We start from the raw sequence: 13,000 nt of genomic DNA, 5'->3' as shown, positions 1-13,000 counted from the left end.
TTGGCGCAAACCACGCCGCGTCAAGGTTCGGACAAGTCCAGCAACTGGCCGTCAGGGCACTGTATTGACGCCTCAAGGCGGCATCGTGATAGAAGCCACGGAATCTTTACAATTCGTTGACGCCGACAAACCTCCCGCCGAGCAGGCCAACGGTGTTGGATCGCAGCCATGGCGCTCAGGCGACAGCCCTGATGCCGGGTCATGCCTACCTGGCATCAGATTGGCGGCAGGAAGCACTGCGCACCAACTTATGGGTGGCACCGGTTGCGCTGACCACCACCGCTCTGGCGTTGTTCATCGGCACCTACGGAATCGACCGCGCCGCCTATGACGGTCGGTTGGCGCTGCCCTCCTGGGTGCTCAGCGGTACCGCCGATGCAGCGCGCCTGGTATTGACCACCGTCGCTGCCGCCGTGATCACCGTGGTGGGCATCGTCTTCTCGATCACCATCGTGGTGCTGACCTTGGCCTCCACCCAATTCGGTCCACGGATGCTCCGAAACTTTGTGCGGGACTTGGGCACTCAGGTGACACTGGGAGCCTTTGTCGCTACGTTCTGCTATGCCGTGATTACGTTGGTATCGATCGGTGGTGGATCGCGTGGCGACTTCGTCCCCCACCTGTCCGTCACCGTCGCGCTGGTGCTGACTTTGCTCGACGTCGGCGTGCTGATTTACTTCCTGAACCACATCGCCTCGATGATCCAGTTGCCTATCGTGATCGCCAAGATCGCCGGCACCCTTGCCGACGAGATTTCGGCACAGGAAAACGGTCGACTGTTCGGGATCGGCGCGGCTCGCGGGCCGTCCTGTGACGAACTCCTCGAGAAGTTGCTGACCTCAGGCACCGACATCCACACCACCCACAGCGGGTACCTGCAGGTGATTCGGCATGAGACCCTGCTCAAGGTGGCAACCTCGGCCGACGCAGTGATCCAATTACCTTATCGCCCCGGTCATTTCATGGTGGCTGGTCAGGTGGTGGCCCGCGTGTGGCCGGCCGAGGCGGCGCATTTCGTTGAGCAGAATCTGCTGCGCGGCCACGTCACCGGCCCGTACCGCACCTTGACCCAGGACGTCTCGTTTGGATTCGACCAGTTGGTCGAGATCGCGCTGAGGGCGTTGTCACCAGCGGTCAATGACACGTTCACCGCGCTGACTTGCGTTGACTGGATCGGCGACTGCCTATGCCGGATTTCGACCTCGTGGCGTCCACAACGGATCCGCCGCGATGCCTCCGGACATATCCGGGTGATCGCCTACCAAGCTGATTTCGAACGGCTGGTCGAGCGGGCCTACGAAAAGATCCGCCAGGCCGCCGACGGCATGCCGGCCGTGATGATCCGGCAATTGGACTCGCTGGTGAAGGTCGCCGAGCAGACCCCGGACCGAAGCCGGCGCACAATCTTGATACGTGAGGCCGAGCGGATCCAGCGGGCCAGTGTGAGGTCAGTGGTCGATCCCGATGACCGGGCCGACGTGACGCGCGCCTATCACGCCGTCATCGCACTGATCAGCACACCGTCGCCGTAACGAACGCCACAGCGGGCGTTCAGATCACGTCAAGACCGGGTCGCATTCGCCTCATGCGGGTCTAACGTCGGCCCTCGCGGCGGATGGCACGCCGCAGGCTGACGCAGGAGGGGCAGTGACGATGCATTGGGGACCGGCGGCGTGGCTGCAACTCATCACGATCGTCGCGATCCTGGCACTGCTGCACGTGCCGTTGGGCAACTACATCGCATCGGTCTACTCCAGCGAAAGACACTGGCGCGCTGAGCGATTGATCTATCGAATAGCTGGCGTGCAGCCGGATCGCGAGCAGCATTGGGTCTGGTACGCGGCTTCGGTGCTCGCGTTCTCGGTGGTCAGCGTGGCCGTGCTGTTCGCTCTACTGATGCTGCAGACCCAGCTGCCCGCCCCCTGGGGTGCACAGGGAATGACCCCGCTGCTCGCGCTGAACACGTCGATCAGCTTCGTCACGAACACCAGTTGGCAGAACTACGCGGGCGAGTCCACTCTCGGTCACTTCGGCCTCACCATTGGCCTGGGCGTGCAGGCCTTCGCCAGCTCCGCGGTCGGCATGGCTGTGGCCATCGCGCTGATCCGCGGCATCGTGCGTCGTCAGACCGTCGAGCTCGGCAACTTCTGGGTGGACCTGGTCCGCGGCATCATCCGAATCCTCATCCCTATGGCAGTTCTCATCGCGCTCCTGCTCACCGCGCTCGGCGTGATGGAGACTTTCGGTCCGGCACAGGCGATCGGCAGCCTGGCCGGCGGCTCGCAGACCTTGCCGTCCGCGCCGGTCGCGTCGTGGGAGTCCATCAAACTGATGTCCGGCGACGGCGGTGGTGCCTTCAACGCCAACAGTGCGCACCCGTTCGAGAACCCGACTCCGCTGACCAACGTCATCGAGATCGTGACCATGGCCGTCATCCCGGTGTCGCTGGTCCGCACCTACGGTGTCATGGTCGACGACCGGCGTCAGGGCTGGGCCTTGCTGGCCGTGGTCGTCGTCCTGTTCGGCTTGGGCACCGCCGCCGTCGGGATGTCGGAAGCGATGCCGCACGGCACCGTCTCCAGCGCAGTCGGTACTGCGCTGGAAGGCAAGGAGATTCGCTTCGGGGTACCCGGTAGTGCGCAGTTCGGCCAAGTCGCCACCGCTACCGCGGACGGAGCAGCCAACTCTTCGTATGACAGTTTCACCAGCGTTGGTGGCGGGGTGCTGATGGCCAACATGATGCTGGGCGAGATCAGCCCCGGCGGCACGGGCAGCGGACTGTACGGTTTGGTCGTCATCGCGCTGCTCGCCGTGTTCCTCGGCGGTCTGATGATCGGCCGGACACCGGAGTATCTGGGCAAGCGGGTCAGCGCCCGGGAAATGAAGTTGGTCAGCCTGGCGGTGATCACCCCGCCGGTGACGGTACTGACCGGCGTCGCGATCTCGATGGCGCTGCCGGCCGGCGCCGCAGCCACGACGAACTCCGGCCCACACGGGCTTTCCGAAGTGCTGTATGCGTTCACCAGTTGTGTCGCGGGTAACGGCAGCGCATTCGGCGGATTCAGCGGAAACACAACAGGATTCAACATCGGTCTGGCGGTGGCAATGGTCATCGGTCGATTCGTGCCGATGATCCTGGTGATATCCCTGGCCGCCAGCTTCGCCAGACAGCGTTCCGGGGCAGTCACCGGCGGCACTCTGCGCACTCATCAGCCATCGTTCGTGGGACTGATGATCGGCGCCGCCCTGATCGTGGTCGGACTGGAGTACTTGCCGGCACTCGCGTTGGGCCCCATCGCCGAACGATTGTCCTAGCGGGCTGTCGGTGCGCTGAGGTCGGGCGCTGCAGCCGAATCGATCCTGCGCGCCAATGCCACGAATGGCGCGCGCTGAACCGCGTCACTGGTGCCCGGTGCCTCCGGATGCCACTGCACCGCAAGCACCCAACCATCGACGGCCTCGAACGACTCGATCAGGCCGTCGGCCGCATGGCCCGTCGCCACCAGCCCGGCGCCCAGTGATCCGATGCCCTGGTGGTGCGCCGACGGTACGACGATCTGGCCAGCGTTGTGTGCGACATGAACGCGACTCCCGGCCGCCAGGTCGACAGGATGCCATCCGAACATCTCACCGACCGTGACGCTCCGGTGCGGGACTTCGCTTGGTACCAGGTCGATCTGGAGATCGCCACCCCGAAGTACGTTCAGCACCTGCGCTCCACGACAGATGCCGAGCACCGGCAAGCCGGCGGCCTGTGCCCGCGCCGTCAAGGTGAAGTCGAGTTCGTCCTGCTCGTCGTTGACGTCGTACACCGCAGCGGTAGTGACCTGCCCATAGCGGCGCGGGTTGATGTCGCCGCCACCGGGCAGCACGAGTCCGCCGACGCCGGAGAGGGCGACGAACGGGTCGTCGACCACCAGCGGCGTCAGCCCGGTATCGGCGACCAGATCGACAATCCGGTCGAAGAGCTCATTCGCCGCGATGACTCGTGGGTCGTCTCCCAGTGAGAACCGGCGCGGCACGACGACAACCGGTCCGGCCACTCCTGTCGCCACGGGTTCAGAAGTATCCAGAGTTGGGCGGAAGCGCGCCGTTGACAACGAAATCTCCAGTCGCCCAGGCCTTGTAGGCGAGCGGGTTGTGGCTTGCGATGGTTCGCGCATTGCGCCAGTGCCGGTCCAGGTTCAGTGTTCGCGCGGTGGCCGACGCACCGCCGGTGTCGAACAGCCGCTGCGCGGCGTCGAGGGTGAGTCGTTCCGCGACGAGTTGGGCCTTCGCTACCTCGATCGCGGCCTCACCGATGGCGCGCTGATCGTCGATCTGCCCCGCGTCCACCACGCGATCCAGTGTCTCCGCGGCGTGGAGGGTGACCGCCGTGGCCGCCGACGTCCAGGCCGCGATCTCCCCAACTGCCTGCAGGATGAACGGATCCTGCGTCGCTGTGGGGCTGAGCGCGTGTGCCGCAGGGCGCGCCTTGTTCTGCACGAACCAGATGGCATCGCGCAGGACGCCGTTGGCAATTCCCACTGCCACCGCAGTCAGGTACAGCTGCAGGAAAGTCTGGCTGTGGGCGAGCCGGTGGTCCTCAGGGACCAGCGAGACCTCATCGTCGTAGACCGGCACGGCATCGAATGTTGTGGCACCGCTGGCGGTCAGTCGCTGTCCGAAGCCGTCCCAGTCGTCGTACAGCGTCACGCCTTGCCGATCGGCAGGGATGATCGCGTGAACTTCGCTACCGGCCTCCCGTTCGGCGGAAACCGCGATCAGATCCGCGTACAGGGTTCCGGTCGAGTAGAACTTCTTGCCGTCCAACCGATATCGACCGTCACCGGTGGCACGCAATGTGGTGCCCACTGCCGCCGGGGACGCGCCCACCGCTTCGGTGATCGCGTTGCCGACGATCTTTCCGCTGAGGACTTCAGGGAACCACTGGGCACGCAGACCTTCGTCGCCCCGGTTGCCCAGGAGCCGTTCCACGAATCCGAAATGGGCGCGGAGCGCTTGGGCCACGTTGGAGCTGGCCTCCGCGATGTCGATGACCGTCTCGACGACGTCGACAATGGAACCGCCCGGTCCGCCGTATTCCTGTGGGATCCGCAGTGCGAGTGCGCCAGTGTCGGCGATCGCCCGAATCGACTCGTAGTGCAACGTGCGGTTCAGCTCATGGTGCGCGTCGTCGTCGCCGAGCTGTTCGACGACCGACGCCAATAGCGCCCGCCGGTCAGCGACGGAGCCTGCGGCCAACGCCGTAACGGTCATGGGAGCTTCCTTCTCAACTCATCGAAACAAGGGCAAGATGTGTGTCGCGAAACGCTCCATCTCGGTTTCCAGAGGCTGGAACTGCAACATGAACAGGTCGATACCGAGATTGGCGAACGTCGTGATCCGTTCGGCTACTTGCTCATAACTGCCGACGAGACCGGCCAGGGTACCGCCGTTGGTGCCCACCCGCGCAACACCCTCATGCACCTTGAACATCGCGGTGGCGGGATCGGCTCCCACCGTGCGGTCCCGTTGCCCCTCCCCACCGACGAGACTTTGCAAGTACCGGAACTCGTGCTCCGCCTCCTCCGCCGACTCTCGGGCAATCACAAATGCGGACAAACCAAACTGCAAGGGATCCGACTTGTTCCGTTCACGACGCCGCATGTCGTCGATGAGGTCTGCGGCATCCTGTGGCGGGCGTCCGTTCAGGAAGAACACGTCGGCCTGCGCTGCCGCCAAGGCGCGCGCCGCTTCGGATTCGCCGCCGAGGTACACCCGGGGCGTGCGTTCGAGCGCCGGCCGCAACTGAGCACCGGCCGCGACGGCCCCGTCCAGTCCCGATTCGATCGCATCACCACGCCACAGCCGACCCACGACGTCAAGCCATTCGCGGGAGTATTCATAACGATCACCATGGTCGACGTCGCCGAGCCCGATCGCCTCCAGTTCGGGGAGGAACCAGCCGCTGACGAGGTTGATGGCCAATCGGTCGGTGGCGATCTGTTCAATGTTGGCAACGGTTTTCGCGAATACCAGCGGATTGAACAGCAACGGCTTGATGGCGCCGATCAATTCGACACGGCTGGTGGCCTCGGCGAGGCCGGCGAGTGTCGACCAGGTTTCCAGCACATCGTGTTCGGCACCGCCAGGATGCAGTACGTGTTGGGCCACCAACGTCGAATCGAAGCCCAGTTCCTCGGCCCTGACGATGAGATCGCGCGTCCGCCGGTAGCTGGCGTCGGGAATCTCGGTGGGATGCGTTCTGGCGCCCCAGGTTCCGTAGACGGGCGCCCAGACCCCGAATCGGGGTGCGGTCAATGTGGCAGTCATGAATTCTCCAGGTAGCGCCGGAACTCCCAGTCGGTGACCGCGCCGGAATATTCGTCCCACTCACTCTGTGCGATCTCGGCGAAGTCATGCACGGAGTCCGTGCCCAAGATATCCACGATGGCGTCATCGCTACGCGCCAGTGCGATGGCGACGCCAAGTGATTCAGGCAGCCGCACCCCGACGTCGTAGAGGTTGCCGGTCAGTGGTTCGGGCGGATTGCGTCTGGCTTCCAGGCCCGCCACGACAGCAGCCAGCGTAGATGCGATGAGCCAGTAGGGGTTTGCGTCGGAGGCTCCCGTGCGTAGTTCGATTCGGGTGGCCTCCGGCGTCGGCTCCAGCAGGGACCGGACCGCGGACGTGCGGTTGTCCCGACTCCAGGTCAAGGTTGCCGGGGCGAACGATCCGGGAACGTACCTGCGGTATGCATTGACCGAGTGCGCCCCGAACAGCGTGATCGACGGCAGGTGTTCGAGCAGGCCGGCGATGGCATGGAGGCTGACCTGGCTCTCGGTGCCGTCGGCGCCGGCGAGGACCGGCTCGCCATCTCGCCACAACGAGATGTGCAGGTGCGCAGAACTTCCGGAGTGCTCGGAGAACGGTTTGGGCATGAACGTCGCCAGCTTGCCGTTGCGCCGGGCGATCTCCTTGACCGCGTACTTGAGCCGAGCGCTGTTGTCGGCGGCATCGAGTGCGTCACTGTAGACCAGGTTCGCTTCGACCTGTCCGGGACCGTATTCGGTGAGCAGGCCCTCCAGCGAGGTGAACGAGCGCAACACCGAATAGAGTTCGCTGAGTAGCGGTTCGAGAGTGTTGGCGTTCTGCAGCGAGTAGGCGTGTACGTCGTTCTGGAAGATCGATCCGTCGGGGTTGAGCAGGTAGAACTCGAATTCAGCCCCGACTTTGGCCGTGTATCCGAGCGCCTCGAGACGCTCGATGACGCGCCGCAAGACACCGCGGGGATCGAGCGGCGACGGCGTCCGGTCGTGGCTGACGATGTCGGAGATGACGTGTCCCACACCGGGCCGCCATGGCAGCTCTCGGAAGGTGCTCAGGTCGGGTACCGCGAAAGCGTCGGGGTAGCCCGTGTTCCAGTTGGTCGACCGGAGGCTTTCGATGACCCGCGCGTTGGAGTTCCACGCAAGCGCGCCATCGCAGAAGCCGAACCCGGACGTTTCCGCGCGCCCGCGGAACTGGTCGGCGGGCACCCGCTTGCCCAGGGCGTGGCCGAACTGATCACTCCACGCCACCTCGACCTCGGTGATGACTCCGGAGTCGAGCAGATCGGCAACGCTCCTGTGCCGCTGGTCCGTTGCGGCTTCGGTGGTCACAGACATGTCAGCCCTCCACTCCTGCCGGGGTGAACGACTCTGTCCGCGCGCGGCGGTAGCCCAGCACGGCGCCGCCCACGAAACCCACTACGAGCACCAGGATTACGGCCAACGCCAGGCCCGACGAGCCGCCGACGAGGTCCTTGAGGTTCACCAGGATCAGGCCCAGGAACGCCACCAGGCCGGCCAGGCCCAGGGCCGGGGCCACCCGGACACGCCACACCGAGTAGTGCCGTCGGTCCTTCGCGAAGAATGCGAGCACCGCAGCACTCGTCAGGACCATCAAAACCAGCACACCGACCGTGGTGATCCCGGACAGCCAGGTGTAGAACTCCGTGCTCGGGTCCAGCTGAGTCACCGTCGCGACACCGATTACCGCGAGGATCAGTGCCGACAGAGCCAGCGATGCGACGTGCGGCGAGCCGTGACGGGTGTGGGGCCGGCCGAAGGCGGCGGGCAGCACGCCGCGTCCGGACAACGCGAAGAGATAGCGGGATACCACGTTGTGAAAGGACAAGATGCAGGCGAATAGGCTGGTGACGAACAAGACTTGAATGATGTCCGCTCCCACCACACCCAGGTAGCGCTGCGCGGTGTCCACGAGCATGGTCCCACCCGAATTCGTCGCGCGCTCAACGGCTTCACGATCACCCCACGCCGAGATCAGGGCCCAGCTCGACACTGTGTAGAAGATGCCGATCACGGCCAGCGCGAGGTACGTCGCGTAGGGAATGGTGCGGTCCGGATCGCGAGCCTCGTCTCGGAAGATGGCTGTCGCCTCGAATCCGAGGAACGAGATGATCGCGAAGAGCAGTCCGATTCCCGGTGCCCCCGAGGCGATCTGCGCCGGGTTGAGCAATCCCGTTGACAGTCCATGGTCGCCGCCGCGGCCGACGATGACCGCGTCGAGGACAACGACAATGACGATCTCCGCGACGAGCAGAACCGCGAGTACTCGACTGGAGAGCTCGATATTGCGATAGCCGAGGTAAGTGATCACCGCCAGCCCTGCCAACGCCCACACCGGCCACGGCAACTGCGGTACGCCGACCAAGCTCAACAGTCCACCGAGCTGCGGCCCCAACAAGCCGTAGACGGCCGCCTCCATCGAGGCGTACGTGAGGATCGCCACGAAGGCGGCGCCGATGGCCGCAGTGACCCCAAAGCCTTGCTGCACATACGAAAAGAACGCGCCGGCCTCGCGGACGAAAGGCGTCATCGCGGTGAAGCCGATGGCGAACAGCAGCAGAACAACGGTGGCGATGACGAACGTGGCCGGGAACCCCGATCCGTTGCCAGTGGCGATCCCCAAGGGCACCGGTCCGCCGATGACGCCCAGCGGTGCCGCCGCAGCCAACACCATGAAGACGATGGCCGGAATTCCCAGATTTCCGCGTAGGCGCTCAGCGACGGCAGGAGGCCCACCGCCGGCACGCACCGCAGTATGTTCGACCGACATGGCCGGACCCCTCACTATTCGGTGAATATTGTTGTATGCAAAAGCTATTGGCCACACCCTGCCCGCTCCAGCCGACGGGACACCTGCGCTGACAATGCGTCACATGCGGTAACACTCGGCACGTCAGATTCGGGATTGGGTCGGTAGTCTTTCGTGACACAGCGCCGTGTGCGCATCAGCCAAAGGGGTTGTCCGTGGGGACCATTCGATCGATACATCGCGCCGGCCACGTCCTACGCGTGGGCGCGACCCCGGTACCGCACGCCGAAATCCTCGAGCACGTCCGCCCCGCCCTGGCACGCGACGGAATCGACCTCCACATAGAAGTGTTCGATACCTTCGACGAACCGAACCAGCACCTGGTCGCCGGGACGATCGACGCCAACTTCTTTCAGTACCTGCCATTCCTCGACGAATTCAATGCCTCGTCGGCCCAGCGGCTCGTACCGGTCGCACCGGTACACATCGAACCGTTCGCGCTCTATTCGGAATCGATTGCCGCCGTTGGCGAGGTACCGCAATACGCACAGGTCGCGCTGCCCGGCGATCCCGCGAACGTGGGGCGGGCATTGCGCATCCTTCATGACCTGGGCCTGGTCACCCTGCGTGACGACGAACTGTCCATCCCCGGCATCGACTCGATCGCCGAGAACCCAAAACAGTTGCTGTTCAAAGAAATCGCCAGTGCCCAGCTGGCCGACGTCCTCGCGGACTTCGATCTGGTTTTCCTCTTCGGCAATTACGCCATGGACCGTCAGATCGACCTGCGGGCGGCGCTCTACTGCGACCAGGCGAACCGCGACTATGCCGAATATCTCGTCGCGCGACCGGACAACCATCTGAGCGAACCAATCAGAATGTTGGCCACGGCCTTGCAATCAGATTCCGTACGCTCGTTCATCACCCGGTCGTACAGAGACCTCGTCGTGCCGGCGTTCTGACGATCAGGCCGACCGGATCGGACGCTGATCCCGGAACCGCGTCGAGGGCTGCGGATCAAAGCGATAGCCCTTGCCACGGACGGTCGTCAACGTCAGCGCATGGACACCCAGCTTCACCCGGAGTCGTCGAACATGGGTATCGACGGTCCGCATCGAAGCGAACCCCGCGTCCCACACGTTTTCGATCAGCTCTTCGCGCGAGATGATCCGCCGGGGGTGTTGTGCCAGATATGCCAGCAGCTCGAATTCTTTGTACGCCATCGCGATCGGGCGGCCGTCGGCACTGACCTGCCGGGTGGTGCGGTCAATGACCAATCCACATATCGGCGCCGGTGGAGAGTTGCGAGCGGGGCCCGCGGCGACCGCCGACTTCTCGACCCGGGCGCCAGGCACCCGGTACGCGAGATACGCGCTGAACTCGTCCATCATGGCCGTCACCTGAGCCAGCGCATCGCCAGACACGGTGGGCAGCTCCACCGTTAGCACCAGCTGCGATGCCCGCACAGCGCGGCCCTGATACATCCACTCTCCCTTGTCGATCCGAACCCAAGTGTTCGCGAGGAAGGTGACTAGGGACATCGTTAGCGTCACTCTGAATCGAAGCGAGCCATCGCGCTCAACGATGAAGATGAAACAGTCCGGTCACGATCTGAACTCAGCAAGCACCGGCCACAACTTTCACATCTGTCGCATTGTTAACATCTCGAGATGCAGGACTTCCCGGAGACCACCGGCCTTCGGCGCCCGTTCTCGCGACGCGACGCGCTGCGCTATGCCGGCGCCGCGTCGGCGCTGGCCGGCCTCGGCGCAGCAGGGCTCGGCATACCGACGGCGTCAGCCGCCGCGCCCACGCTGATCGACTTCGCCATGAAGCAGATTCCGGCGCAAGATATTCGGGCCGCCGGCCACGCCGGCGTCGTCAACTACGTCTCGACGTCACGCCCCGGTTCGACCATGGGCGCCAAACCGATCACCCTGCCCTACGCCAAGTCGCTGGCCGCGGCAGGACTGGCGATCGTGAGCAACTACCAATACGGCAAGCCGGGTGGGACTGCGCCGTCGGACTTCACCCGCGGATACGCCGGCGGCGTCGCCGACGCCAAGACCGCCTGGCAGCTGCACACCGCGGCGGGCGGCGGCCAGAGCGCACCCATCTTCTTCTCCGTCGACGACGACATCAACCGCGAGACGTGGAACAACGTTGCGCTGCCGTGGTTTCGCGGCATCAATTCAGTCTTGGGTCCGCAGCGCACCGGCGTCTACGGCGGCATCAACACCTGCCAGTGGGCGGCAGCCGACGGCGTCATCGGACGCTCGACCACGCCCGGTCACGTGTGGGCCTGGCAGACCAGGTCCTGGTCGGGCGGCAAGATCTACCCAGCTGCCGTGATGTACCAACGCATCGTGAGCACTGCATCGAATCCAGGCCCGGTGGTCGGTGGGCTCGAAGTCGACGTCAGCGACGCCCTGGCTTCCGACGTCGGGCAGTGGAACCTGCATCCGTGAGGTCGGGGGCCACTCCACACCGCCGGTGATCGCGAATCTCTTTGTCACCCGATGAGCTTCACGCAATCGCGGAGTGCGCGGAGTTCGGTGCAGGACGCTGGGGATGGCGATCGGCTGGCAGTCACGCTGAGCGTTGAGCACGTCAAGAGAACGTCAATAACGACGACCGCTCCGTCAAGAATTCGTGAGATGTGTTGTCCGACTGGCCGGTCGCACGCTGTCATTGACCGTATGGCTCACCACACGGCAACTTGTTGTGCCGTGCCTTCGACGATTGAGCGCTACGGTGTCGGGTTCGACGACGAACCGCCGTCGCGCAGGCCCCTGCGCACCTGAAGGAAATTCGTCGCCCTCGGCGATTCACTCCGACGCGCAGTCGCTCGTCATCTCGCTTCCATTCCATCGGCGATCCGTCTGCAGTTCTCGATGCTGCCGGTGAACGCTCCATCTCGCGAAAGTAATCATGTCCGAACCCCTTTCAACCTGTCCCACCGTTCTCGTCACCGGCGCCACCGACGGCATCGGTTATGCGACGGCCCGCCAGTTCGCCGACGACGGCGCTACGGTGTACCTACACGCGCCCGATCGCGACAGTGGTGAGGAAGCACTGACGCGCCTGGTCAATGATGGCGCCGAAGCACAGCGCCTCAACCTGGTCGTCGCCGACTTCACTCGCCTGGGCGAGGTCTCCGACCTCGCCGACACGCTCGCCGAGGCCTTGCCGAAGCTGGACGTGCTGGTCAACAACGCCGCCGTTGCCGGACCTGAACAACGCACGTACACCCCAGACGGCCACGAAATCGCCTTCCAGGTCAACTATCTCGCGCCCTACCTGTTGACAACGAAACTGGCATCGAAACTCGTCTGCTCGCGCGGGCGCGTCGTCAACCTCTCGTCGGTGATGCACCGCGGCGGGAGCATCAGCTGGAACAACCTCTCTCGGGTGCATCAGTACTCGCCGCTTGCGGTGTACGCACAATCGAAGCTCGCACTCACGATGCACACCAAGTCAATTGCCGAAGCCAGCGGCGATTCGTTCGCCGCATTCAGCGTGCATCCCGGCATGTTCGCAACCCGAATGCTCCCCGTCTATGGCGATTCTGGTCAGCCGGTCGAAGAGGCTGCGACGATACTGACCACCCTCAGTTCACGCACCCATCCGGTTATCGACGGTGCGTTCTACGACGGTGTTGAGCCAGCGCGTGCGGCCGCGATAGTTGCGAACCCGCGCGCCCGCATTCGCCTACAAAAACTAACCAGCCGGCTTCTTGAGCCAGTGCTGAACTGAAATCCGAAAGACACCATCAGATGTCCAAACGAGCCGATCGCAAGCGCGGCCGCAGGAAGAAGAAGGCCAATCACGGGAATCGACCAGCGGTCGGGAAGCGGCGCCTGCGGTGACCCGTACGGCGACCGCAGACGAAGGGGACGTTCCGGCTGCGTAAGCAGAA

The 13,000-nt window shown here is 64.3% G+C and carries 11 protein-coding genes; 5 read left to right on the top strand and 6 right to left on the bottom strand.

The genetic code is table 11. The features are described from left to right. Positions 1-152 precede the first annotated feature (152 nt). Entirely contained in the window at positions 153-1,532 is a 1,380-nt protein-coding gene (locus tag ACNO8X_RS03495) for a DUF2254 domain-containing protein (RefSeq protein WP_418004163.1), read from the top strand. A gap of 121 nt (positions 1,533-1,653) precedes the next feature. After that, on the top strand, positions 1,654-3,315 hold the full coding sequence (kdpA, locus tag ACNO8X_RS03490; RefSeq protein ID WP_418005760.1) for a potassium-transporting ATPase subunit KdpA: 1,662 nt from the start codon (positions 1,654-1,656) through the stop codon (positions 3,313-3,315). Here the strand turns inward: kdpA and ACNO8X_RS03485 are convergent. Genes ACNO8X_RS03485 through ACNO8X_RS03465 form a run of 5 tightly spaced genes read right to left on the bottom strand, consistent with a single transcriptional unit; the run spans position 3,312 to position 9,102 of the window. Next, positions 3,312-4,055 carry a gamma-glutamyl-gamma-aminobutyrate hydrolase family protein gene (locus ACNO8X_RS03485; RefSeq protein ID WP_418004162.1) on the bottom strand — a complete coding sequence of 248 codons (744 nt, stop codon included), beginning with the start codon at positions 4,053-4,055 and terminating at the stop codon, positions 3,312-3,314. The genes kdpA and ACNO8X_RS03485 overlap by 4 nt on opposite strands. Positions 4,056-4,059: 4 nt before the next feature. Beyond that, the gene (locus ACNO8X_RS03480; RefSeq protein ID WP_418004161.1) at positions 4,060-5,259 is read right to left on the bottom strand and encodes an acyl-CoA dehydrogenase family protein; all 1,200 of its coding nucleotides are present in this window, start codon (positions 5,257-5,259) and stop codon (positions 4,060-4,062) included. Between the two features lie 18 nt (positions 5,260-5,277). After that, the gene (locus ACNO8X_RS03475) at positions 5,278-6,315 is read right to left on the bottom strand and encodes an LLM class flavin-dependent oxidoreductase (protein ID WP_418004160.1); all 1,038 of its coding nucleotides are present in this window, start codon (positions 6,313-6,315) and stop codon (positions 5,278-5,280) included. Next, positions 6,312-7,649, bottom strand: coding sequence for a glutamine synthetase family protein (locus ACNO8X_RS03470; RefSeq protein ID WP_418004159.1), 1,338 nt, complete (start codon positions 7,647-7,649; stop codon positions 6,312-6,314). Before ACNO8X_RS03470 ends, ACNO8X_RS03475 begins: the two co-directional genes overlap by 4 nt. Position 7,650: 1 nt before the next feature. Beyond that, positions 7,651-9,102 carry an APC family permease gene (locus ACNO8X_RS03465; RefSeq protein ID WP_418004158.1) on the bottom strand — a complete coding sequence of 484 codons (1,452 nt, stop codon included), beginning with the start codon at positions 9,100-9,102 and terminating at the stop codon, positions 7,651-7,653. A 194-nt stretch (positions 9,103-9,296) separates the two neighbouring features. On the opposite strand from ACNO8X_RS03465, the gene ACNO8X_RS03460 reads away from it, so the two are divergent. Continuing rightward, complete coding sequence (locus ACNO8X_RS03460) at positions 9,297-10,043, top strand: MetQ/NlpA family ABC transporter substrate-binding protein (RefSeq protein ID WP_418004157.1); 747 nt, start codon at positions 9,297-9,299, stop codon at positions 10,041-10,043. A gap of 3 nt (positions 10,044-10,046) precedes the next feature. On the opposite strand, the gene ACNO8X_RS03455 is transcribed toward ACNO8X_RS03460, so the two are convergent. Continuing rightward, positions 10,047-10,622, bottom strand: coding sequence for a winged helix-turn-helix domain-containing protein (locus tag ACNO8X_RS03455; RefSeq protein ID WP_418004156.1), 576 nt, complete (start codon positions 10,620-10,622; stop codon positions 10,047-10,049). A gap of 129 nt (positions 10,623-10,751) precedes the next feature. Between ACNO8X_RS03455 and ACNO8X_RS03450 the strand changes: the two genes are divergently transcribed. Together ACNO8X_RS03450 and ACNO8X_RS03445 are read left to right on the top strand one after the other, a co-directional pair. Next, positions 10,752-11,549 carry a DUF1906 domain-containing protein gene (locus ACNO8X_RS03450; RefSeq protein ID WP_418004155.1) on the top strand — a complete coding sequence of 266 codons (798 nt, stop codon included), beginning with the start codon at positions 10,752-10,754 and terminating at the stop codon, positions 11,547-11,549. A 463-nt stretch (positions 11,550-12,012) separates the two neighbouring features. Continuing rightward, entirely contained in the window at positions 12,013-12,837 is an 825-nt protein-coding gene (locus tag ACNO8X_RS03445; RefSeq protein ID WP_418004154.1) for an SDR family NAD(P)-dependent oxidoreductase, read from the top strand. Positions 12,838-13,000 lie beyond the last annotated feature (163 nt).

Origin of the sequence: Mycobacterium sp. PDNC021 (genome assembly GCF_048282635.1) — a bacterium.
Taxonomy (GTDB): Bacteria; Actinomycetota; Actinomycetes; order Mycobacteriales; family Mycobacteriaceae; genus Mycobacterium; species Mycobacterium llatzerense.
Note: the sequence above shows the minus strand (reverse complement) of the source record. Positions and strands in the feature narration are given on the sequence as shown.

What these genes read in the sequence shown, in the direction of transcription:
- kdpA (WP_418005760.1), top strand. Translation starts at nt 1,654, where the DNA reads ATGCATTGGGGACCGGCGGCGTGGCTGCAACTCATCACGATCGTCGCG.
- ACNO8X_RS03450 (WP_418004155.1), top strand. Translation starts at nt 10,752, where the DNA reads ATGCAGGACTTCCCGGAGACCACCGGCCTTCGGCGCCCGTTCTCGCGA.
- ACNO8X_RS03480 (WP_418004161.1), bottom strand. Translation starts at nt 5,259, where the DNA reads ATGACCGTTACGGCGTTGGCCGCAGGCTCCGTCGCTGACCGGCGGGCG.
- ACNO8X_RS03475 (WP_418004160.1), bottom strand. Translation starts at nt 6,315, where the DNA reads ATGACTGCCACATTGACCGCACCCCGATTCGGGGTCTGGGCGCCCGTC.
- ACNO8X_RS03455 (WP_418004156.1), bottom strand. Translation starts at nt 10,622, where the DNA reads ATGTCCCTAGTCACCTTCCTCGCGAACACTTGGGTTCGGATCGACAAG.
- ACNO8X_RS03470 (WP_418004159.1), bottom strand. Translation starts at nt 7,649, where the DNA reads ATGTCTGTGACCACCGAAGCCGCAACGGACCAGCGGCACAGGAGCGTT.
- ACNO8X_RS03465 (WP_418004158.1), bottom strand. Translation starts at nt 9,102, where the DNA reads ATGTCGGTCGAACATACTGCGGTGCGTGCCGGCGGTGGGCCTCCTGCC.
- ACNO8X_RS03445 (WP_418004154.1), top strand. Translation starts at nt 12,013, where the DNA reads ATGTCCGAACCCCTTTCAACCTGTCCCACCGTTCTCGTCACCGGCGCC.